This is a genomic window from Nonomuraea sp. NPDC049637 (genome assembly GCF_040675235.1).
Classification (GTDB): Bacteria; Actinomycetota; Actinomycetes; order Streptosporangiales; family Streptosporangiaceae; genus Nonomuraea.
Window position 1 is genome coordinate 66,657 of record NZ_JBFAOM010000037.1, and the last position, 21,437, is coordinate 88,093.

Genomic DNA, 21,437 nt, shown 5'->3' on the forward strand with positions numbered 1-21,437 from the left:
TGGAGCCCCGGGCGCGGGGACCGGGGTCGGTCCTCGCGCCCGGGGCCGGGGATCAGAAGAAGCCGCCGAGGAAGTCGTCCAGGCCGCTCTGGTCGATCCATCGGGTGACCCGGGCGCCGGTCTCGGCGATCGTGCCCGTCCGGGTGTTCTCCGGCTCGATCTTCTCCGGCTTGAAGATCTGCTTCTCCGCCTGCCCGGAGCCCTGGGGCCTGGTCAGGCTGGGCGGCGGCGGCCCGTCCGGGTACATCTTGCCGTCACGGTAGACGGTGTAGGACTGGGTCGGCTGCGTGGTGCCGTCGTTCCGGTAGACCTGGCTCGGTCTCGGCTGCGCCGGCTGCCTGGTGGCCTTCGGCGGCGACTGCCGTTGCACCGCCCGATGACTGGTCGGACGCTGTGCCGGGCGCCGCGCCGCCTGGGCGCGCCGGGCCTGGGCGGCCCGGTAGCGGTTGCGCGCCCGCGCCGCCTGCGTGGCCCGCCGCTTGGCCGCCGCCTCGGCGGCCTTCCTGCGTGCCTCCCTCTTGGCCGCCGCGGCGGCCCGTCTCTTGGCCGCCGCCGCGGCCGCCTTCCTGGCCTTCTCCGCCGCCTTCTTCCTGGCCGCGGCCAGCGCCCTGCGCTTGGCCGCCGCCGCGGCCTTCTTCTTGGCCGCCTCCAGCGCCTTCTTCCTGGCCAGCGCCGCCGCCCGCCGCTTGGCCGCCGCGATGGCCGCGCGCCGCGCCGCCGCACGGGCCGCCGCGAGCGCCGCCCGCCGGGCCGCCGCCTGCGCCAGCTTCCTGGCGATGATCCGCGCCGCGATGCGCGCCGCGATGCCGACGGCGATCCAGAACAGCTGGCCGTCGGGGTCGCTCATGCTGACTGGGCTGTTGTTGGCGTAGGCGTAGGCGTTGAGCTGCTGCGGGTCCTCCTCGTCGATGATGGGGTCGACCGACAGGAAGCGGCCGTTCTTCGGGTCGTACTCGCGGGCGCCCAGGTGGACGAGCCCGGTCGTCGGATCCTTGGTGCCGCCGACGAAGGACCGCTGCCCGGGCCACCATGGCGGCGGCGACCCGCGGTCCTCGCCGAACGGCGTCATCCGCCGGACGGCCAGGTCCCCGGTGCCGCCGTTCACCGCGGCCTGCGCGGTGCCCTGGTGGTCGGCGGCCAGGAAGTAGACCTGGTTGTCGGGGGTGCGGACCGCGATCGGCTCGCCGTTGATGGTGTAGTAGCGGGTCTGCTCGACGGCGTCCTTGGCGAAGTCGAAGCGCAGCTCCATGTCGTCCACGTACAGGGTGGCGTCCGTGGCGGTCTTGCGCAGCAGCCGGTCGCCGTCGGCGTCGTAGACGAACGACGTCGTCTTGCCGGCCTCGGTGACCGACTCCAGGTTGCCCTCGGCGTCCCAGACGAGGGTCTGGTCGGACGTGCCGACCTTGCGCCTGGTGGTGTTGCCGGCCTCGTCGTAGGCGAACAGGTCGGCCCCGATGCTCTGCACCGCGTGCGGCTGCTTGCCGCCGGCCGCCGGGTAGACCGAGGTGCGCACGGTCTCGGGCGCGCCGCCCCAGGCGTGCTTGGTCTCCTTGACCCGGTTGCCGGTGGAGTCGTAGGCGTAGCTGACCGCGTACGGCGCCACGCCGCCGATCTTGTCCGAGGTCGGCGTGCCGCTCGCGCAGTCGTCGTTGGCCGTCCACGCCGAGGTCATCCGGCGCAGGTGGTCGTAGGTGAAGCACTGCGTGTCCTGGCCGCCGGCCCGTTCGGCGATCTTGGTGATGTTGCCGGCGGCGTCGTAGGCGTAGTTGAGGTCGAGGTCGGTGGCGGCGGCGCCCTCCCGGTCCAGCCGCATCCTGGTCAGCCTGCGGGTGGACTCGTCATGGGTGTAGGTGAGCCAGGTCTTCTTGCCGCCGGAGCCCAGCTCGTACTGCAGGGTCTCGCCGAGCTTGGAGTAGCGGGTCGCGGTCACGTACGACGACAGCCCGCTGACCTTGGTCGGCTGGCTGAGCTCGTCGTAGGAGTAGACCACCGACTCGGCCTCCAGCCCGCCCCCGGCCGGGAAGCTGACCGACTGCACCTGGTCGTCGAGGGTGTAGCGGGTGTTGAGCACGTACGAACCGGCGAGCTTGCCCTCCCGCTCGGGGACGGTCACCGTCTCGCGCAGGGTCCGGTAGTCGGAGTCGATGGCGTTGATCTCCGCCTTGTACGCCTGCCCGCCCGCGTACCGGATGCTGGCGTTCATGTGGCCCTTGGCCAGCGCGTCGTACTTCCACTCGGCCAGCAGCGCGCCGGTGGCCGAGCCGTCGCGCAGCTCCTTCTTGCGTCCGAGCTCGTCGTAGACGTACCAGAGGGTCTTGCCGCGGGCGTCGGTGGTGCTCACCAGCTCGTCGGCGTCGTTGTACGTCATCGTGGTGACGCCCTTGTCCGGGTCCTCCGTCTTGATCTCCCGGCCGCGCACGTCGTAGTGGTGGCGCCACACGTTGCCCGCGGCGTCGGTCACCGTGGACAGCCGGCCGGCGGGGTCGTAGGTGTACTTGGTGGACTCGTACGGGCCCGTCGGGGTGGCGCCCTTGTACTGGCGCAGCTCGATGAGCCGGTCGTCGGCGTCGCCGATGCGGGTGGTCGCGGTGCCGCCCGGCGGCGGCGTGATGTTGACGCGGTCGCCCTGCTGGGTGGCCGAGACGCGGTACTTCTCCACGCCCTTGGCCTTGAGGATCTGGGCGTTGACCTCGCCGGCGCCGTCGAAGACCGACACGACCTGCGTGGGCACGTCGGTGTCGGCGACCGCGAGCAGCTCGGTGGCGGGCGTGCCGGTGGCGAAGTAGCCGGTGTTGGACTTGCTGACCTCGCCGAGCGAGTTGTAGAAGGTGTCGGTGATCGTGCGCCCGTCGCGCAGCGCCGGGTCCAGCGTCTGGTCGTCGCGGGGGGCGGGTTCCTGCGTCTGGCGCTCGCGCATCAGGCCGTCGTACAGCTCGTGGCTGACGGTGTAGCCGCCGTCGGCGCGCAGCGTCTTGGTGGTGACGACGCTGGGGCCGTCGGTGCGCATGGTGTAGGCGTACTCGGTGCTGGGCGACTGGCCGGCGGCCTTGCTGCGGTCCGGCTGCCAGACCTTGACCAGGCGGCCGAGCGCGTCGTGCTCCATGTCGGTGCGCCGGCCGTTGGCGTCGACCTCGGCGACCGGCTCGCCCCAGGCCGGCTCGACGAGGGTGCGCTCGACGTGGCCGAGCTGGTTGGTCTCGACGATCTCGGTGGCCGGGGCGCCGGTGGCCGGGCTGTAGGTGATGGTGGACTTCGTCCCGACCGGGCCGGTCTCGCTGGTCTCGCGGCCGTAGACGTCGTAGGTGTGGGTGCTGTCGGTGACGGTCGATCCGTCGGCCGCGGCGAGCTGCTGGACGGTGGTCACGTCGCCCTTGGTGGGCGCCTGGCCGTAGGCCTTGTTGTCGTACTGGACCCGTTCGTCGGAGATCACCTCGCCGGCGGCCAGCGTGGAGACGGCGGTGCCGCAGCCCGCGGCGACCTTCTGGATCCTGCTGGCGTAGTCGAGCATCCAGGCGGTGTCGTTGCGCGCGTAGGTGTAGCGGGTGCACTGGTCGTCGTCGGCGGTGGCCAGGTCGCCCTTCTCCTCCACCTGGGTGAGCAGGCCCTTGGCGTCGTACGAGCGCTCCTCGCCGGTACGCCGCCACGCCCCGCCCGCCAGCGCCGTGCGGGTCACCATCGACTTGGGCTCGACCACGTAGGCGGCCTTGGTGACGCCGCCCTGCGTGGACTCGGCGGTCTTCAGCGACCACGGCTCCTCGGCGGTCGCGGTGAGCACCGTCGCGCTGTCGCCGTCGTAGAGGATCTCCTCGCGTTCGAAGCCGGACAGCTGGTCGAGGTCGTCCAGCTTGCCGCCCTCGGTGTCGACGACCTGCGCGACGCGCTTGGAGCCGTCGGCCTGCCTGTCGCCGTGCATGCCGCGGAAGTACCTGAACTCGGTGAGGGTGCGCCGGGTGTCCTGCCCGTCGCCCTCACGCACCCGGACGCGGCCGAACCCGCGCCAGTCCGACCAGGTGCGCTGTTCGGGCTTGACGAGGATGTTGTCGGCGTAGTGCCAGGCCGCGCCGTCGAGGTACTCGTAGTCGGTGACCACGTTCGGCGAGCCGGCGACGCGGTCCACCTCGACGGTCTGGGTGACGACGTACTTGTGGAACCAGTCGGTGACCTCGCCCTCGTCGGGCGGCGCCCAGCGCTGGGGGAAGCACAGCCGGTTGTTCTTGTCGGCCGCGGCGGGCACGTCGCCGGGCTTGCAGTCGGCCGGGGCGTAGTTGACCCGCAGCTCGCCGCCGGTCTCGTTGTTCACGGCCTGGACCCGCCACTTGACCAGCGGCGCGCGTCCTTCGTTGGCGTCCACCCGGTTGGGCAGCTGCACGCCGCTGAAGGTGATCTTCGGCATGGTGAGGGTGCCGCCCACGTGGCCGCTCTGCTGGACCGAGGCCAGCCACAACGACGGGCTGAGGCCGTCGCCCGTGGCGGGGAACTGGTGGGTCAGCGTCCAGGAGTCCACCGGGCTGTACTGGCCGGAGGCGCCGAGCACCTGCGTGGTGACCTTGGCCAGGCGCTTGCGCGAGAAGAACGTCGGCGACAGCCGGTCGGTGCACTTGACGCCGGCGTCGCAGATCTGGTCGAACGGCACGTCCGGCCAGGACGCCGCGGTCTCCTTCTTGAGCTGGTCGGCGGCGCAGGTGACGGCGCCGGAGGGCAGGCAGCGCTCGGCCACGTCGAAGACCACCCGGGCGGCCGGGGCCTTGGTGAACAGCTCGTTGCTCAGGTAGCCGTAGTCGACGCGGGTGAGGTACGCGCCGCGCACGTACACGGTGCCCAGCTCGGGCTTCATGTTGCGGCCGTAGTAGTTCTTCTCGTTCTCGTACCAGTACGTGGTGGCGTTGCCGTGGGTGTCAACCGCGTAGTCGAGGTTCCACCGGTAGGCCTGCTGGCACCAGGCGTTTGCGGGGGTGCTGGAGTAGCACGGCTCGCCGCTGTTGTTGCCGAACACCGGCACGGTCTGCACCGACTTGGTCTCCGGCTTGCCGGTGACCCAGCCGGGCAGGCGGTTCAGGCCGAAGCTGTACTGGGTGCCGTCGGCGGTGGTGACCCGCCAGTACTCGCCGTTGTTGTCGCCGTTGGCGGCCCCGGTGAGGTACTCGATGCGGGTGCCGTCGTCGCGCTTGGGCCGCCACTGCTTGGTGGTGGCGTCCTTGACCAGCTCGACGGCGGAGTTGCCGAGCGACAGGGTGGCGTTGTCCTGGTCCCAGCACAGGTCGCCGGTCTTCTTGCCGTCGATCATGCACGACTTGTAGCGGCGTTCGACGTAGCCGCTGGGGTTGAGCTCGAAGCCCTCCCCCACCCAGGACGGCTGGTTGTTGGTGGAGACGGTGCGGCCGTCCACGCTCTGGGAGGAGTAGTCGAGCGACAGGTCGGGCTCGTCGCCGCCCAGGGCGGGCGGGGTGCGCAGGTCGTAGCTCCAGGAGAAGTCGCCGGACTGGTTGCCGACGCTCCAGCTCGCCGAGGCGGCCAGCGAGGTGGCGGCGTGGTCGCCGGACGGGCCGGAGGCGGCGGCGGTCACGGCGTACAGGCCGGTGGTCTCGACCTCGGCGGTCAGCTTGCCCGCCTTGGCGTCGTTGTCGCTCCTGACCGGCCGCGGCGCGGCGCAGGTGGCGGCGGGCTTGGCGTCGAGCGCGCACTCGTCGAGCTTGACCATGCGCAGCCGGGCGCCGTAGTCGCCGCCGAAGGCGTACCGGAAGCCGGAGTAGTCGATCTCCAGCCGGGTCTTGCCGGACGCCTTGGCGGCCGTGACGCCCTGGCCGGGCGAGACGCGCATCGCGACGCCGAGCAGGTCGGTCTCGAGCAGCTCGACCTTGACCGGGACGGCCTCGGCCGCGGCCACGCCCTTGGCGGCGGGGGCGAGCCGCACCGGGAACCCGGCGGAGAGCGTGGCGGCGCTCTCCGCGGGGCCGCCCAGCTCGGCGGCGCCGGCGGCGGGCCACGTGACCTTGGGCGGGGCCTTCCACGCCTGCTTCGAGGCGGGATCGGCGAGCGGCGGCAGCACGGGCACCTTCCCGCCCTTGACCGGCGTCTCCTTCTGCACCGTGGGCGCCTTGCGGGGCGCGGCGGAGGCGGGCATCGCGTACGCCATGGGCGCCAGGAGCACGACCGTGAGCACGGTCGCCAGCCTGCGCGGCCAGGCGGTCTCGGGCTTGACGCCCGCGAAGCGGTTCCAGCGGGGGTCGGGGGCGTCGGGTTCGGCGGCGGGTTGCTGAAAACGATTCCAGTTGGGCTCTGGCAGGTCTAACTCACTGTCCACGGATTCTCCCAGGGAGGGGCCTACTGGGCTGCTAGCTGGGCTATCTGCTCGGCGCTGAGCACGCCGTCGTACGTGCGGACGTCGTCGACGGTCCCCGGCCAGTAGCCGGTGAAGACGCCCGCGGTCTTGCTCCGGCCCAGTTGCAGGGGGCCGGTGGCGGTCCAGGTGCTCACGTGGGGGGTGACGGTGGTGGCCGACAGGCGGCCGTTGACGTAGACGCGCAGCTCGCCGGCCAGGGCGTCGTACACGCCGGCGACGTGCGTCCATTCCAGGGGGGCGGGGACGGCGTCCGAACGGGTGCGGACGAGGGCGGCGGTGTCGGTGTCGGCGGCGGCCATGCCGAGGGCCCACCGCCCCTGTTCCTTGTCGAAGCCGAGCTGGAACCCGGCCGCCCTGGCGCCCGGCTGGGCGACGGCGGCGGTGTCCTTGGCGGGCAGGTAGTCGAGCTGGGTCCAGACGGCGACGGTGAACCCGGAGGCGGTGGCGACGGCGGGCGCGGCGGTCTGGGCGTAGCCGGTCGCGCCGTCGAGCGCGAGGGCGCCGTCCAGCCAGCCGTCGGTCCAGCCGGCGGCGCCGGACAGCGCGGCGGGCGTGGCCCGGCCGGAGGAGTCGGCGGCCGACAGGCCGCCGTCCTCGTCCAGCTTCCAGTGGCCGACCAGCGTGGCGGCGCTGTTGACCAGGTCGGCGACCTCGTCGGCGAACATGGCGCGGCCGTAGACCCGCACGTCGTCCACGTCGCCGGGCCAGAAGTCGGCCGCCGCGCCGGCTGCTCTGCCGCGGCCGATGGTCAGCGGGCCGGTGGCGTTCCACGGCGCCGGGGCGGCGACCGCGGACTCCAGCCGGCCGTTGACATAAAGGGAGATCTGGCCGGCCGCCGAGTCGTAGACGCCGGTCAGGTGGGTCCACTCGTTCAGCCGGGGCGCCGCGGCCGACAGCGCGCGCACGGCCGTGGCGGCGTCGGCGTCGGCGCCGGTGACGGCCAGCGCCCAGCGGTTGTCGGCCTTGCTGTACTGCAGGGAGAACGCGCCGGTCCGGCCGCCCTCCTGGGTGACGGCGGTGGCGGAGGCGGCGGTGCCGGTCAGCCGGACCCAGGCGGCGACGGCGAAGTTGCGGCCGGTGTCGGCGACCGGGCCGCCGGTCTGCGCGTAGGCGTTGGCCAGCCTCAGCGCGCCGCCGGTCCGGCCCGAGGTCCAGGTGGCGCCGTACAGGGTGGCCGGGTGGGCGCCGGCGGCGTCGGCGGCGGCGCCGCCCTGGCCCTCGTCCATGGGCCAGTGGCCGGCCGGCGCCCGTCCGGCGTTGACGTTGAAGACGTACGTGCGGATCGGGCCGAGTTGCCCGGCGCGGTCCTTGCTGCGCACCGACAGGACGTTCGGGCCGTCGTGGCGCGGGGTGAGGGTGATCGCGGCCGTGCCGTCCTGGGCGGGCGGGACCTCGGTCTTGGGGGTGGTGTCCAGGCCGTAGACGTAGGCGGCGACGTCGGTGACGCCGTTGGGGGCGAAGGTGAACCGGCCGGCCAGGCCGACGCCGTCGCTCCAGCCGTTCTCGGTGAACCGGTCGGAGGACACCTCGGGCTCCCGGCCGGGGGCGGTGGCGTCCACGGTGGCCTCGCACCAGGGGCTCCAGGCGCTGTTGGCCTTGCCGTCCTCGGCGCGGACCCGCCAGCGGACCAGCGCGCCGTCGGCGTACAGGCTCTGCGGGACGAGGGCCGAGAAGGCCGTGCCGGTCGAGCCCACGGGGGTCAGGTACTCCCCGGCCTTGGTCCCGTCGGCCCGGTACCACTCGAAGCGGCCACTGACGGAGTTGTCGGCGTCCTTGAGCCGGGCCCACAGCTTGGGCGTCGGCGTGCTGATGACCGGCCGGTCGTCGCCCGAGACGCACGGGCCGCCCGGGTCGGACCAGGCGTCGGCCGCCACCGGGTCGGCGGGCAGCGAGTTGTACTCGATGACCAGGCTCGGGTTGTTGCGGAACTTCTTCCAGGCGTACTGGTCGGTCTCGCTGGTGGCGCGGAGGCCGACGGTGATGTTGGCCCACTTGTTGGCGGCGGCGTCGGCGACCTGGGAGGTGACGTCGAACTCGACGCCGCCGGGCAGGCACGCCGAGCCCCAGCCCTTGGCCACGTTCACCGTGGACAGCTTCTTGACCCACTTGGGCTGGTTGCTCCAGGTGGTGCTCTTGCTGATCGTGTTGGTGGACCACGCCTCGACCGCGCGGGCGCTGCACGAGTACGACCACGTCTCGTACGTGCGCAGCGTGCCCTTGATGATCTGCTTGCCGTGGATCGTGGAGCCGGTGTTCATCTGGAAGAACGAGCGGTTGGTCTGCGAGTTGACGTGCCCGACGCGGGCGACGTCGCTGGAGTTGAGGTAGTTGGAGCTGGGCCAGTTGCTCCACACGGCGGTCCAGGCGCCGCGGGCGGCCGAGAAGTACGGGTCCAGGAACACCGGGTAGCGCGTCTTCGGGTCGCTCATCATCGCGCGGTCCGGCCGCAGCCGCAGCTTCCTGCCTTCGAGCGAGACGCCCATGGTGGCCTGGCGGGCCTCGGGCGCGCGGCCCTCCTTGACCGCGGCCTCGCCGGCGCCGGTCGAGTCCCACATCGTGGGGGTGGGCGCGATGAAGATCGTGCCGCCGGTGCGGTCGACCGCCTCCAGGTTGCCCGCCTTGTCGGCGGTGAGCGACAGGCCGCTGACCGACAGCGGGAAGTCCAGGTCGGGCAGGGCTCGCGCGGCGGCCCGCGTCTTGACCACCAGGACGTGGGAGAAGCCGTCCACGTCGGCGGTGACCCGCAGGTCCACGCCGGGCAGCACCTCGGGGTAGGTGGCGGTGTCGCCGTCGAGCGAGGGCGTGGGCAGCGTGCCCGGCCAGGTCAGCTCCAGGGCCTTGCCGCCGCGGTACAGGCGGGCGAGCGGGCCGCCGCCCCCGCCGGAGAAGGTCAGCCCGGCCGCCGTCGCCACCGGCTCGACCGCGCCGTCGGGACGCCGGCGGAGCGTGGTGTCCACGGGCACCCAGCCGGCGGCCTGGCGGACGCGGACGGGGCGGGCGTGTTGTTCGAGGGTGAAGGTGCCGTCCGGGCGGGCGAAGACCTGCCGGGTCTCGCTGCGCATCGACTCGATCTCGACCGGCCGGCCGGTGCGCCTGGCCGTGGCGGTCGCGGCCGTCTCCGGCGCGAGGGGCGCCGAGCGCGCGGGGGGCGCGCTCGCCGCCGGAGGCGCGCCTGCCTCCGGCGGCTCCGCGCCGGCGGGCGGCACCGCCGGGATCGTGAACGCCAAGACAGCCGCGACCAGACCACGCCCAACCCGCATCGGTCCTCCGCATGTCGACCAGAGGTCCGCGCGGGACCAGGCGATCTTCGATTGACGAACGGATTGTCACCCGCGTAATGCCGTACGTCTAGATCTTCTGGCGAAATTCGCCATAAGTTGGGACATGGCTGGAAGGAAACGCCGTCAGCCGCTCGCGGAACCCGTCACCGGGGCGCGGCGGCCAGTTCGGCGACCGCCGCGACGACCAGGTCCACCTCCTGCTCGGTGTTGTAGTAGTGCGGCGACAGGCGCAGGCACCAGTCGACGTCCTTGTCCCCGAAGTCGAACTGGGCGAAGTGCCGGAAGCTGAGCGCCGAGCTGACGCCGCGCGCGTCCAGCGCCGCCTTGAACGGCTCCGCCTGCCAGCCCTCGACGGCGACGGTGACCAGGGCGCCCAGCCGCCGTCCCCGGTCGAGCACGCGCACCCCGGGCAGCGCGGCGAGCCCGTCGCGCAGGCCGGCGGCCAGGGCCGGGGTGCGCCGGGCGACGGCGTCCACGCCCACCCGGCGGGCGTAGCGGGCGGCGGCCGCGCAGCCGAGCACCACGGAGTAGGGGAACTCCCAGTCCTCGAACCGGGCCGCCGTCGTGACCGGCTCGTAGCGGCCCGGCTCGGTCCAGCGCGCGCCGTGCATGTCGATGAACAGCGGCTCGTAGCCGGCGTCCAGGACGCGGTCGGCGACGTACAGGAAGCCGGAGCCGCGCGGGCCGCGCAGGAACTTGCGGCACGTGGCGGTGAGCAGGTCGCAGCCGATCTCCTCGACGTCGATCGGGTACTGGCCGACCGACTGGCAGGCGTCCACCAGGTAGAGCAGGTCCAGCTCGCGGCAGTGCCGGCCGATTTCGGCGACCGGCTGGACCAGGCCGGAGTTGGTGGGGATGTGGGTGGCGGCCACCAGGCGCGGGCGGTGCCGGCGCATCAGCGCGGCCATGGCGGGCACGTCCACGCCGCCCTCGGGCAGGTCGGGCGCGTGCACGACCCGTACGCCGAACCTCTTGGCCAGGGAGAGAAAGGCGATCTGGTTGGAGATGAAGTCGTTGCGGGTGGTCAGGACGACGTCCCCGGCCGCGAACGGGATCGCCGACAGCGCGGTGGAGAAGGCGTGGGTGGCGCTGCCGGCGAAGGCAATGTTGCGGGGAGCGCAGTTGATCAGGGCGGCGGTCTCGGCGTAGAACTCGGCGACCTGCGCCGCGCGGGCGGCGGCGGCCTCGTAGCCGCCGAGCTGCGCCTCCAGCCGCAGGTGGTCGACCATCGCGGCCAGCACCGGAGCGGGCAGCAGGCCGCACCCGGCGTTGTTGAAGTGCACGACCTCCGCCGCGCCCGGGGTGTCGGCGCGCAGGGCCGCGACGTCCAGAAGCGATTCTGCCGAAGCGCTGGAAGCGCTATCATCGATTCTCATGTCCGACAGTAGCAGTTCGGCCGAGCTGGCGACCCGGATGCGCACGATGATCGACCGGCTCGCCCCGGGCGACCGGCTGCCGAGCAGCAGGGAGCTGATCCGGCGCTACAAGGTCGGCCCCGCCACCGTGTCGCAGGCGATCGCCGCGCTGGCCGCCGAGGGCGTGGTGGTCACCCGTCCCGGCAGCGGCACCTACGTCGCCGCCCCGGCGCGGCGGCGCGAGGCCGTCCCCGACACCGCGTGGCAGAGCGTCACCCTCGCCGACCGGGCCGTGGACACCCGCAGCCTCACCGGCGCGGTCGGCGCGCTCCCCGAGGGCACGATCCTGCTGGACGGCGGCTACCTGCACCGCTCGCTCCAGCCCACCCGCGCCCTGACCGCCGCGCTGGCCCGCGCGGCCCGCCGTCCCGACGCCTGGGACCGCGCCCCGGCCGCCGGCCTGGCCTCCCTGCGCGGCGTGTTCGCCACGATGGCGGGCGGCGGCGTGAGCGCCGATGACGTCCTGGTCACGGCCGGCGGGCAGAGCGCCCTGTCCATGGCCTTCCGGGCGATCGCCGGGCCGGGCGACCCCGTCCTGGTGGAGTCGCCCACCTATCCCGGGGCGATCGCCGCCGCCCGCGCGGCCGGCCTGCGCCCGGTGCCGGTGCCGACGGACGCCGACGGCCTCAAGCCCGACCTGCTGGCCGACGCCTTCGCCCTGACCCGCGCCCGCCTGCTCTACTGCCAGCCGACCTACCACAACCCGACCGGGGCGGTGCTGGCCCCTGGCCGCCGGCGCCAGGTCCTCGACACGGCCCGCGCGGCCGGCGCCTTCGTGATCGAGGACGACTTCGCGCGCCACCTCGGCCACGGCGCGCCGGTGCCGCCGCCGCTGCTGGCCGACGACCGCGACGGCACGGTCGTGCACCTGACCTCCCTCACCAAACCGGCCGCGCCCAGCCTGCGCATCGGCGCCCTGACCGCCCGGGGGCCGGTCATGGAACGTCTGCGCGCCGTGCGGCTGGTCGACGACTTCTTCGTCAGCTGCCCGCTGCAGGAGGCGGCGCTCGACCTGCTCACCTCCCCCGCCTGGGAGCGGCACGTCCGGTCGCTGGGCGCGGCGCTGCGGGAGCGGTGTGCGACGCTGGCCGCCGCCGTCCTGGCCGAGCTGCCCGGCTGGACCCTCGACCGCGTGCCCGCCGGGGGCCTCCACCTGTGGGTGCGCCTGCCCGGCGGCGCCGACGACGCCGTGGTCGCCGACGCGGCCCGTCGCCGGGGCGTCGCCGTCAGCGCCGGGAACCGCTACTTCGCCACCGAGCTCCCGGCGGCCTGCCTGCGCCTCGGCTTCGCCGCGACCGCCGGGCACGCCGAGCTGGCCGGAGCCGTGCGGCGGCTGGCGGGGGCGAACCGGTAGCGCTTCTGGGTCAGCCCTGTGCCCAGGCGGTCGCCGACCAGGTGAGCGCGTGCGTGGCGGCGGACTTGCGGAGCAGCCTGAGGTGGACGACCTGGTGGTCCTCCGTGACGACGCACAGGCCCATCCCCGTCCGCATGCGGGCGAAGGCGAGCGAGGAGCCGAGCGGGTTCAGGTTCACCGCGTCCACGCAGGCGGCCGGGTCCGCGGGGCCGTCGAGCAGGGCCTCCTGGCCGGTGACGTCCCAGACGGTGAGCTTGGCGACCTGGTCGTCGTAGCAGTCGTAGACGAGGTCGCCGTTGCTGCCGACGGTGACCTTCGGGCCGGTGGGGGTCAGGTCGATGCCGTCCTGGAAGTGGGAGAAGTCGGTGCAGGGCGGGCCGCCGGGGAGGGTGAAGCGCACGTTCTCGTACTCCTTCTCGTACTCCGGCAGGGTCGGGGAGGGCACGGCGGCGGCGGTCCGGATGGGGGCTGTGGCCGGGATCGTGACGGTTACGGCGGGTGGCGGGGTCGTCGTGACGGGGGCCGGGTCGCCGGGACGGACGAGTGCCAGGGCCGACGCGGCCAGGGCGACGGCGGCGGCGCCCGTCCAGAGGGCGAGGGCCGTCCTGGCCCGGCGCGGGCGGGCGGGACGCGTCGGCGAGCCGCGCGGCGGCGCGTAGGTGTGCAGCGTGGACGCCAGCGCCGCGGGCAGCCAGGGACCGGCCGCCGCACCCCCGGATCCCCCGGCGAGCGCGGCGACCTCCGCCGGGGCGGGCCGGTCGGCCGGGTCCCGGCTGAGGCAGCGGGCCAGCGGCCCGGCCAGGTCGGGCGGGCAGCCGCGCAGGTCGGGCTCCTCGTTGGCGATGCGGTGGAAGAGCACGTCCGCCGGGCCCTCGCCGAACGCGGGCCGTCCGGTCAGGGCGAAGACGGCGAGCTGGCCCAGCGCGAACACGTCCGTGGCCGGGGTCACCGGCAGGCCCCTGACCTGCTCGGGGGTCATGAACGCGGGGGTGCCGACGCGCATGCCCGTGTGGGTGAGGCAGGTGGCGTCCACGGCGCGGGCGATGCCGAAGTCGATCACCTTGGGCCGGTCCTCGGCCAGCAGCACGTTCGACGGCTTGAGGTCCCGGTGGACCAGCCCGGCCGCGTGGATGCCGATCAGCGCCTCGGCGACCCCCGCGATCAGCCTCCGGACGGTGTCCGGCGGCAGCGGACCGTGCTCGGCCACGGCCTGGTGCAGGGAGGGCCCGCAGATGTAGGCCGTGGCCAGCCAGGGAACGGCCGCGTCGGGGTCGGCGTCCACCACGGGGGCGGTGAAGGCGCCCTGCACCCGCTGGGCCGCCTGCACCTCCTGGCGGAACCGGCGGCGGAACTCCGGGTCGGCGGCGTACTCGGGCTTGACGACCTTCAGGGCCAGGAGGCGGCCGCCCGGCGAGACGGACAGGTAGACCCGGCCCATCCCGCCCTCCCCCAGCCGGGCGCGCAGCGGGTAACCGGCCACCGACGTGGGGTCGTCCGGGGTGAGGGGAGGGAACTTCGTCGCCATCGGGGACTCCAGGGCCGGTACGGGGGTCGTCCGCGTGGACGCGGGACGGCCGGCGTCGCACGGGCTCATTGTCGGCCCGTCGAGGCGTACGGCGCCTGTCCTGTATTCGTCCCACACCGGCCTGTGGTGCGGGCGCGCGTCAGCGGACGGCGATGGCCTCCTCGACGAGCGCCACGGCGGCGCGCGGGTCGGCGACCTCGATCACGAGCCGGGCGTACCGCTCGTCGGCCAGCTCGATGACCACGGCCTTGGCGGCGTCGTGCACGTCCCAGAAGACCTTCTCGCCGTTGAGGTGGAACGTTCCGGCCGTGATGACGCCGGGCAGGTGGGCGCCGGGCGCGCGCACCCCCTTGGGGTCGCCGACGATCCCCGGGTCGGCGGTGGCGCCGCGCACGTTGGCCAGCGGGATGACCAGCCGGCTCTTCAGCGCCCACAGTTTGTCCAGGCCCTCGATCTCCACGACCAGCGCCTGTCCGTCAATGCTGATCCTCGCCATGTCATGCTCCTTGGTGGTGGTGGTCGAGCCGGCGGGCCAGAGCGGCGCCGGCCCGGTCGATGTCGGTGTTCGCGGTGCCCGCCCTGGCCCGCATCCGCAGGCCCAGGAGGGCCGCGGTGAGCGCGAAGGCCAGGTCGTCCTCGGCCCCCTCGCTCCCGGACGCCGCCCCGGCGGCCCGGTCGAACGCGGCCAGCACGGCGGCGAGCCGGTCGGCGACCTCGCGGTCGACCGGGGCGCGCTCGACCGCGGCCAGCAGCAGCAGGTTGAGGCCCACCTCGGCGGCGGGCTCGGCGGCGGCCACGCGCAACGCCTCGGCCAGGTCGCCGGCGGCGGCGATCCGGTCGATCAGCGGGTTGACGTCGTGCTCCAGGGACCAGCTCAGCGCGGCCTGGTAGAGACCGCGCTTGCTGCCGAAGGTCTTGTACAGGCTGTTGCGGTGGACGCCGAGGTGGGTCACCAGCTCGTCCATGGAGATGCCGTCGTAGGACCGGGTCGAGAACAGCTCCGCCGCCGCCCGTACCACGGTGGCCTCGTCGAATCCTCTTGGTCGTCCCATGCCTCGATCGTAGACAATAAAGGAACGATCAGTCAAGAACGTTCATTCCTAAACTTTGGACGGTTCAGGTGGGTGGGTTGGTCTAGGTTTGGGCGGGTGCGGATTGTTTCGGTGAACGCGTGGGGCGGGGCCATGTTCGACGAGCTGGCGCCCTGGGTGGAGAGTTGCGGCGCGGACGTGCTGTGCCTGCAGGAGGTGCCGCGCACGCCCGGCCTGCGCGGCTGGACCAGGTTCGACGACGCCGAGCGGTCCCTGCCGCAGCGGGCCGACCTGCTGGCCGACGTCGGCTCGCGCCTCCCCCGCCACCAGCCGCTGTTCGCCGTCAGCGACTCCGGCCCGGTCCAGGACGAGGAGGGCGGCGCGCACCGGCAGGATTTCGGGGTCGCCACGTTCGTCGCCGAGACGCTGCCCGTCGTCGGCGTACGGTCCGCGTTCGTGCACGGCGGCTACGCCGAGCACCACGACGGGTGGCCGGCCGGCGACCGGCCGCGCGCCGCCCTGGCCGTACGCGTCTTCGACCGCCCGGCACGGCGGTTCGTCACCGTCGTGAACCTCCACGGCCTGCGGGACGCGGACGGCAAGGCCGACACCCCGGCCCGCCGCGCCCAGGCCGAACGGCTCGCCGCCCTGGTCGCCGGCGCGCGCGAGGACGGCGACCTGACCGTGGTGTGCGGCGACCTCAACCTCCTGCCCGGCAGCGAGACGTTCCGGATCCTGGCCGGGCTGGGGCTGCGCGACCTGGTCGGCGACGCCGACACCAGGACCTCCCGCTACCGCAAACCGGTGCGGCACGCGAGCTACCTGCTCGTCTCCGACCCCGCCGCCGTCAAGGAGTTCGAGGTGGCGGCCGCCCCCGAGGTCTCCGACCACCGCGCCCTGATCCTCGACCTCTAGCCGGACGCGGCGGTCTTCCGGACGCGGGAGGTCTCGGCGGACAGGGGCGTGCCGTCCTGGCCGAGCGGGTGCAGCCGGGGCAGCTCCCGCCCCTGCCCGTCGACCAGTACCGAGTGCGGCTCGTCCGGGGCGAAGGCGTGACGTTCGCCCCATTGGCGCAGGGCGACGACGGCCGTGAAGAGGTCCTGCCCGGCCTCGGTGAGCCGGTAGGCGTGCCGCCTGCCGTCCCCGGCGGCCCTCCTGTCGAGGATGCCGTGCTCGACCAGCTTGCGGAGCCGGTCGGTGAGGATGTTGCGGGCGATCCCCAGCCGCTGGTGGAAGTCGGTGAAGGTGGTGGCGCCGTCCATCGCGTCCCGGACGATCAGCAGGCTCCACCGGTCGCCGACCAGGTCGACGGCGCGCGCGACCGGGCAGGCCGGGTCGGTCCAGGCGCTTCCCGCAGCGAGTGTGACGTCCACCGGCCCCTCCGATCAGTTGCAATTCGAAACCATTATGCCCTAGCCTCCGATCGGTTGCATATTGAAACTGATTGAGGAGTGACATGTCGCCAGGACTGACCGGAAGGCAGCGGATCGTGCTCGCACTGGTGTGCGCGGTGGCCGTGTCGCCCGTCTACGGCATCCAGCCGGTCCTCCAGGCCGCGGGCCGGGACCTCGGGCTGGCGGACGGATCACTGGGCTCCCTGGTCGCCGCCGGCCAGATCGGCTACCTGGCCGGGCTGGTGCTGCTCGTCCCGCTCGGCGACCTGTTCGACCGGCGCCGGCTCATCACGGCCCACCTGCTGCTGACGGCGGTGGGCGCCGGGGTGGCCGCCGTCGCGCCGGGCGGCGGCCTGGCGCTCGCGGGCCTGGCCCTGGCCGGGCTGTTCGCCGTGGTCGTCCAGGTCACGGTGGCCTACGTCGCCGCCGTCTCGCCGCCCGGCGAGCGCGGCCGCAACATCGGCACGGTCACCTCGGGCGTGGTGGCCGGGATCCTCGGGGTCCGGATGGTCGCGGGCCTGCTGGGCGAGCTGGCCGACTGGCGGGCGGTCTACCTGGTCATCGCCGCGTCGTGCGTGCTGCTCGCGCTCGCCGCCCGCCTCGTCCTCGACGCCGACGTCCGGCGCCCCCGGGGCTCGTACGGCCGGTCGCTGTCGTCGCTGGGCCGGCTGGTGGCCGGCGACCGGCTCCTGCTCAGCCGGGGGCTGATCGCGTTCTTCCTGTTCGCCTCCTTCGGCACGTTGTGGAGCGGGCTGGCGCTGCCGCTCGGCGCCGCGCCGTGGCACCTCGGCACCACCGGGATCGGGCTGTTCGGGCTCGCCGGGCTCACCGGCGCGCTGGGCGCGGCCCGGGCCGGCCGATGGGCCGACCGGGGCCTGGCGTCCTCGGTCACCGGCTGGTCGCTGGCGCTGCTGGTCGGCTCGTGGCTGCTGACCGCACAGGCGGGGTGGTCGTTGTGGCTGCTGATCGCCGGCGTCGTCGTGCTCGACTTCGCCGTGCAGGCCGTGCACGTCAGCAGCCAGCACCTGCTCACCACCGCGCGTCCCGACCGGAGCAGCGGGGTCATCGGCGCGTACATGGCCTGCTACTCCCTCGGCTCCGCGCTCGGCGCGATCACCACCACCTGGGCCTACAGCCTCGCGGGATGGCCGGCCGCCTGCCTGCTCGGCGCGGCCTACGCCGCGCTCGGGCTCGTCGTCGCCGTCTCGACCCGGCGGCTCGGCGCCGCGCCGGCGGCACGCGCGTCCGCCTCGGCCTGAACGGTCAGGGAAGGTCGAGGATCGGCACGAGCTGCTCCTCCTCGTACGCCAGATGCGCTTCGAGCTCGTCGGTCAGCCGCTCGATCTCCGCGCGCACCCGCGCCGGGTCGTCACCCGACAGGGCTTCCTTCAACTCCGCCACCAGCACGCTCACGCGCTCGTGCTCCACGGCCAGCCGCTCGATCACGGGGGCGAGCGCGGGATGCCGCTCGGCCAGCGCCGGGAACATCATCGTGTCCTCGCCGGTGTGATGGTGGTGCAGCCCCTGGCACATGGTCAGGCAGTTGACGCGCAGCTGCACGCCCAGGCCGGGGCGTCCGGTGCCGGCCAGCTCCTTGCGGATCAGCGCGAGCTCGCGGCGGAAGCCGTCGTGCACCAGCTTGAGGTACGCCCCGCCGGAGGGCGCGGTCGACCGGGGCGGCCCCGGCACCACCTTCAGCGCGACGACGGGGATGATCCGGGTCGTCTTGGCCTGGTAGTCGGCCCAGCCGGGGTCGCTCTCCACGGCGCGGGCGAAGGCGGCGTCCCGTTCGGCCCCCTCCAGGACCTCCGCCTCGACGTCGAAGACGAAGACGCCGCTCTCGACGGTGGCACGCGGCTCGGCGCGCAGGTTGTGGTACCAGGCGGGGTTTCTCGGCGCCCCGCCGGCGGAGGCGATGACCAGCATGCGCTCGCCGCCGTCCGGCAGGTAGCCGAGCGGGGTCGTGTGCGGCTTGCCCGAACGGGCGCCGGTCGTGGTGAGCAGGAGCAGTCTCGCTCCCTCGAAATAGCCGCCGACCTGGCCGTTGTTGGCGCGGAACTCGTCGATGACCTGCTTGTTGAAATCCACTCTTCTCCATGGGTGATGGTCTCTGCTCTGACGTGCTGAGGAGGAGAAGAGGAAGCGGCGGGCCGCGCGCCCGCCGGGCGGTCACGCCAGGGCCGGGCTGCTCTCTGGTGCGTGGCCCAAGGCCGACCCGGCAGTCACGGGCGTGACGCTACTTCATCAAGATACTTTTCGCAAAGCCGACAGGACGTCCACGTTCCTCCGCGGCCGGTGCGCGGTGGTCCGGCGTCGGCACGATCATGTGCCGGCGCCGGACCTCACCACCTCCCGTGGAGGCGCCCGCCGCGGCTACTCGGCGTAGGGCTGGTCCTCGCCCTGCTCGCTGTAGCCCAGGCTCCAGACGTAGCCGTCGGGGTCGGCGAAGGTGCCGCCGTACCCGCCCCACGGCAGGGCGCCGGCGGGCTTGAGTATCGTGGCGCCGGCCTTCTCGGCCTCCTCCATGATCTCGTCCACCCGAGCCTCGCTGCGGACGACGTACGTGAGCACGACCCCGCTGAACCCGCTGCCCTCCGGGCTCAGCCCGACCTGGTCGGCCAGGCCCTCGCGACCGTAGAAGCCGACGGGCGAGGCGCCGTCGGACTCGAAGAACACCGAGATGCCGTAGTCGTTCTGGATCTTCCAGCCCAGGCCCTCCGTGTAGAACCGCTTGGCCGCCTCCATGTCGCGGACGGCGAGGAGGATAGAGCTGACGTGCGCTTTCATGCCGTGTCTCCTTGGTGCTTCAAACGTTCTCCGACGATGAGAGCCACGCTACGGAGCCCGCCCGGCCGGGCGCTTCTCGAATCCTGACCGGTTGGACCGGCCTTGGGAAAGGCACGGCGGGAGCCGGACTTCTGTCATCGCCCACCGGTCACTGCGGCGTCTGCGCCGGCTCCGCCGGCTCCGAGAGGCCCCTTCTCATTGCCGCGTGCCGGTGATTTGACGAGCGTCCCACAACTGTACGAGGATCCCGAACTGTACGTTATTTCCGGACAATCGTATGAAGGTGGACATGAGACGCCGACCCGGCCTGATCCTCGCCCTGCTGGCCCTTTCCCAGCTCATCACCTCCCTCGACTTCAACATCGTCTTCGTCGCGCTGCCCAGGATCGGCGCCGACCTGGACTTCTCCCCGCAGACCCTGCAGTGGGTGGCCAGCGCCTACGCCGTCGCGTACGGCGGCTTCCTGCTGCTCGGCGGTCGGGCGGCCGACCTGCTCGGACACCGCCGGATGTTCGTGGGCGCGCTGGCCCTGTTCGCGCTCGCCTCCCTGGCCGGCGGCCTGGCGCAGAGCCCCGGGACACTGGTCGCCGCGCGGGCCGCGCAGGGGCTGGGCGGCGCGCTGCTGTTCCCGGCCACCTTGGCGCTGGTCAACACCGGTTTCGCCGAGGGGACGGCGCGCAACAGGGCGCTGGCGGTGTGGAGCGGCGCCGGAGCCAGCGGGCTGGCGCTCGGGTCCCTGCTCGGCGGCCTGCTCACCGGCGCCTGGGGCTGGGAGGCGGTCTTCTACGTCAACGTGCCGCTCGCCGTCGTCGCGATCGCCGGAGCCTGGCTGCTGCTGCCCGCCGACGGGGCCGGCGCGCGGGGCCGCCGGTTCGACGTCCCGGGCGCGGTGCTGGCCACCGGCGGCGTCAGCCTGCTCGCCTACGCGCTCATCCAGGGCCCCGAGTCCGGGTGGAGCTCACCGCTGATCACCGGCGGGTTCGTGCTGGCCGCGGTGCTGCTGGCCGCCTTCGTCGCGGTCGAGAAGGCGGGCGCCGACCCGCTCATGCCGCTGCGGCTGTTCGGCAACCGGAGCCTCAGCTCGGCCGTCGCGGTCATCCTGGTCTTCGGCGCCACGTTCAACGCGCTGCCGTACTTCCTGACCGTCTACTTCCAGACCGTGCTCGGGTACGGCGCCGTGGCGACCGGGCTGGCGTTCCTGGTGCCGTCCCTGCTGATCGCGCTGGGCACCCAGCTCGGCGGGCGGCTGGCCGGGCGGATCGGGATGCGGGTGACGCTGCTTCTCGGAACCGTCGGCGGGGCGGCGGGCACCGCGCTGCTGGCGATGGGGATCAGCGCCGACGGCTCGTACTGGGGTGTGCTGCCCGGCATCGTCGTGGCGGGCGTCAGCCAGGGCCTCACCTGGACCGGGATGTGGATCGCCTCGGCCACCGGCGTGGCGGCGGGCGAGCAGGGGATCGCCTCCGGCATGGCCTCCACCGCGCTCCAGGTCGGCGCGGCGCTCGGGCTCGCGGTGCTGGTCGCGGCCGGCGGCGTGGGCGAGGCCACCGGGCCCGCGCTCGCCTCGGGGATGCGCACGGCGGTGCTCGTCGCGGCCGCGGGCATGCTGCTCGGGACGGTCGTCGCCCTCACCTTCGCCCGCCACCGCGCCACCGCCGCCCCGCTCCCCGCCTGACCTGGGAAGGTGGCCCTTCAGTCCTGGCGCAGGCGGTCGTAGAGCAGGCAGATCGCGCCCGAGCCGGTGGTCGTCAGGTCGGTCAGCGACCAGTGCGTGGCGGGCAGGCCGTCCTCGAACAGCCGGGCGCCGCCGCCGGCCACCTCCGGGCAGAGCGTGATGCTGAGCCGGTCCAGCGCGTCCGCCTCCAGCAGGGCCTTGATGACGCTGCCGCTGGCCAGGACGACGACGTCCCCGCCGGCCTGCTTCCTGAGCCGCTCGACCTCCTCGGCGGGGCCGGCCGCGGCCAGGCGGGAGTTCTGCCACGGCGCGTCCGTCAGGGTCGAGGAGAAGACGATCTTCTCGGTGTCGTCGAGCCACTGGGCGAAGGCCCGGTCGCGGGGGTCGGCGCCCTCGTCCTTCGCGACCGCCGGCCAGAAGGAGCCGAAGCCCTCGTAGTTCCTGCGGCCGAGCAGGACGGTGGTGGCGGCGCCGGTCACCCGGATCATGTGGTCGCGGGCGCCGTCGCTGAGCGCGTGCGGGACGATCCAGCTCATGTCGTACTCGCCGCCCGGGCCGTTGACCCGGCCGTCGAGGGAGAGCGAGATGTTGCCGACGATCCTGCGACCCTGGAAGCCGTTCTGCGTCATGTCCGT

14 protein-coding genes are annotated in these 21,437 nt (G+C 73.5%); 4 read left to right on the top strand and 10 right to left on the bottom strand.

Features of this window, described 5'->3' with window-relative positions:
* Positions 1-52: 52 nt before the first annotated feature.
* The 3 genes from AB0J71_RS37105 to AB0J71_RS37115 form a co-directional block, all read right to left on the bottom strand.
* A complete protein-coding gene (locus AB0J71_RS37105) occupies positions 53-6,301 on the bottom strand; it encodes an RHS repeat-associated core domain-containing protein (protein WP_364418634.1) in 6,249 nt (2,082 codons plus the stop codon).
* 20 nt (positions 6,302-6,321) lie between these two features.
* Positions 6,322-9,567 (bottom strand): LamG-like jellyroll fold domain-containing protein, encoded by a 3,246-nt coding sequence (locus AB0J71_RS37110; RefSeq protein ID WP_364418636.1) that lies wholly within the window; start codon positions 9,565-9,567, stop codon positions 6,322-6,324.
* 197 nt (positions 9,568-9,764) lie between these two features.
* Positions 9,765-10,997: an aminotransferase class V-fold PLP-dependent enzyme gene (locus AB0J71_RS37115; RefSeq protein ID WP_364418639.1), complete on the bottom strand. Its 1,233-nt coding sequence runs from the start codon at positions 10,995-10,997 to the stop codon at positions 9,765-9,767.
* Here AB0J71_RS37115 and AB0J71_RS37120 point away from each other — a divergent pair.
* Positions 10,996-12,390 carry a PLP-dependent aminotransferase family protein gene (locus AB0J71_RS37120; RefSeq protein WP_364418641.1) on the top strand — a complete coding sequence of 465 codons (1,395 nt, stop codon included), beginning with the start codon at positions 10,996-10,998 and terminating at the stop codon, positions 12,388-12,390. The two genes, AB0J71_RS37115 and AB0J71_RS37120, sit on opposite strands and share 2 nt — an antisense overlap.
* 10 nt (positions 12,391-12,400) lie before the next feature.
* Here the strand turns inward: AB0J71_RS37120 and AB0J71_RS37125 are convergent, their stop codons facing one another.
* The 3 genes from AB0J71_RS37125 to AB0J71_RS37135 form a co-directional block, all read right to left on the bottom strand.
* Complete coding sequence (locus tag AB0J71_RS37125) at positions 12,401-13,915, bottom strand: serine/threonine-protein kinase (protein WP_364418643.1); 1,515 nt, start codon at positions 13,913-13,915, stop codon at positions 12,401-12,403.
* A 139-nt stretch (positions 13,916-14,054) separates the two neighbouring features.
* Positions 14,055-14,411, bottom strand: a complete 357-nt coding sequence (locus AB0J71_RS37130; protein ID WP_352366240.1) for a hypothetical protein — start codon at positions 14,409-14,411, stop codon at positions 14,055-14,057.
* A gap of 1 nt (position 14,412) precedes the next feature.
* A complete protein-coding gene (locus AB0J71_RS37135; protein WP_364393627.1) occupies positions 14,413-14,967 on the bottom strand; it encodes a helix-turn-helix domain-containing protein in 555 nt (184 codons plus the stop codon).
* 96 nt (positions 14,968-15,063) lie between these two features.
* Here AB0J71_RS37135 and AB0J71_RS37140 point away from each other — a divergent pair, with 96 nt between their 5' ends.
* Positions 15,064-15,861, top strand: coding sequence for an endonuclease/exonuclease/phosphatase family protein (locus AB0J71_RS37140; protein WP_364418645.1), 798 nt, complete (start codon positions 15,064-15,066; stop codon positions 15,859-15,861).
* Here AB0J71_RS37140 and AB0J71_RS37145 read toward each other — a convergent pair.
* Positions 15,858-16,319: a helix-turn-helix domain-containing protein gene (locus tag AB0J71_RS37145; RefSeq protein WP_364418647.1), complete on the bottom strand. Its 462-nt coding sequence runs from the start codon at positions 16,317-16,319 to the stop codon at positions 15,858-15,860. The genes AB0J71_RS37140 and AB0J71_RS37145 overlap by 4 nt on opposite strands.
* 83 nt (positions 16,320-16,402) lie before the next feature.
* Between AB0J71_RS37145 and AB0J71_RS37150 the strand changes: the two genes are divergently transcribed.
* The gene (locus AB0J71_RS37150; RefSeq protein WP_364418649.1) at positions 16,403-17,599 is read left to right on the top strand and encodes an MFS transporter; all 1,197 of its coding nucleotides are present in this window, start codon (positions 16,403-16,405) and stop codon (positions 17,597-17,599) included.
* Positions 17,600-17,603: 4 nt separating this feature from the next.
* Here the strand turns inward: AB0J71_RS37150 and AB0J71_RS37155 are convergent, their stop codons facing one another.
* Positions 17,604-18,428 carry a nitroreductase/quinone reductase family protein gene (locus tag AB0J71_RS37155; RefSeq protein WP_352330489.1) on the bottom strand — a complete coding sequence of 275 codons (825 nt, stop codon included), beginning with the start codon at positions 18,426-18,428 and terminating at the stop codon, positions 17,604-17,606.
* A 285-nt stretch (positions 18,429-18,713) separates the two neighbouring features.
* On the bottom strand, positions 18,714-19,127 hold the full coding sequence (locus AB0J71_RS37160) for a VOC family protein (protein WP_364393633.1): 414 nt from the start codon (positions 19,125-19,127) through the stop codon (positions 18,714-18,716).
* Between the two features lie 289 nt (positions 19,128-19,416).
* Here AB0J71_RS37160 and AB0J71_RS37165 point away from each other — a divergent pair, with 289 nt between their 5' ends.
* Entirely contained in the window at positions 19,417-20,802 is a 1,386-nt protein-coding gene (locus AB0J71_RS37165) for an MFS transporter (protein ID WP_364418651.1), read from the top strand.
* A gap of 17 nt (positions 20,803-20,819) precedes the next feature.
* Here the strand turns inward: AB0J71_RS37165 and AB0J71_RS37170 are convergent, their stop codons facing one another.
* Positions 20,820-21,431 carry a dihydrofolate reductase family protein gene (locus AB0J71_RS37170; RefSeq protein WP_352330021.1) on the bottom strand — a complete coding sequence of 204 codons (612 nt, stop codon included), beginning with the start codon at positions 21,429-21,431 and terminating at the stop codon, positions 20,820-20,822.
* Positions 21,432-21,437 lie beyond the last annotated feature (6 nt).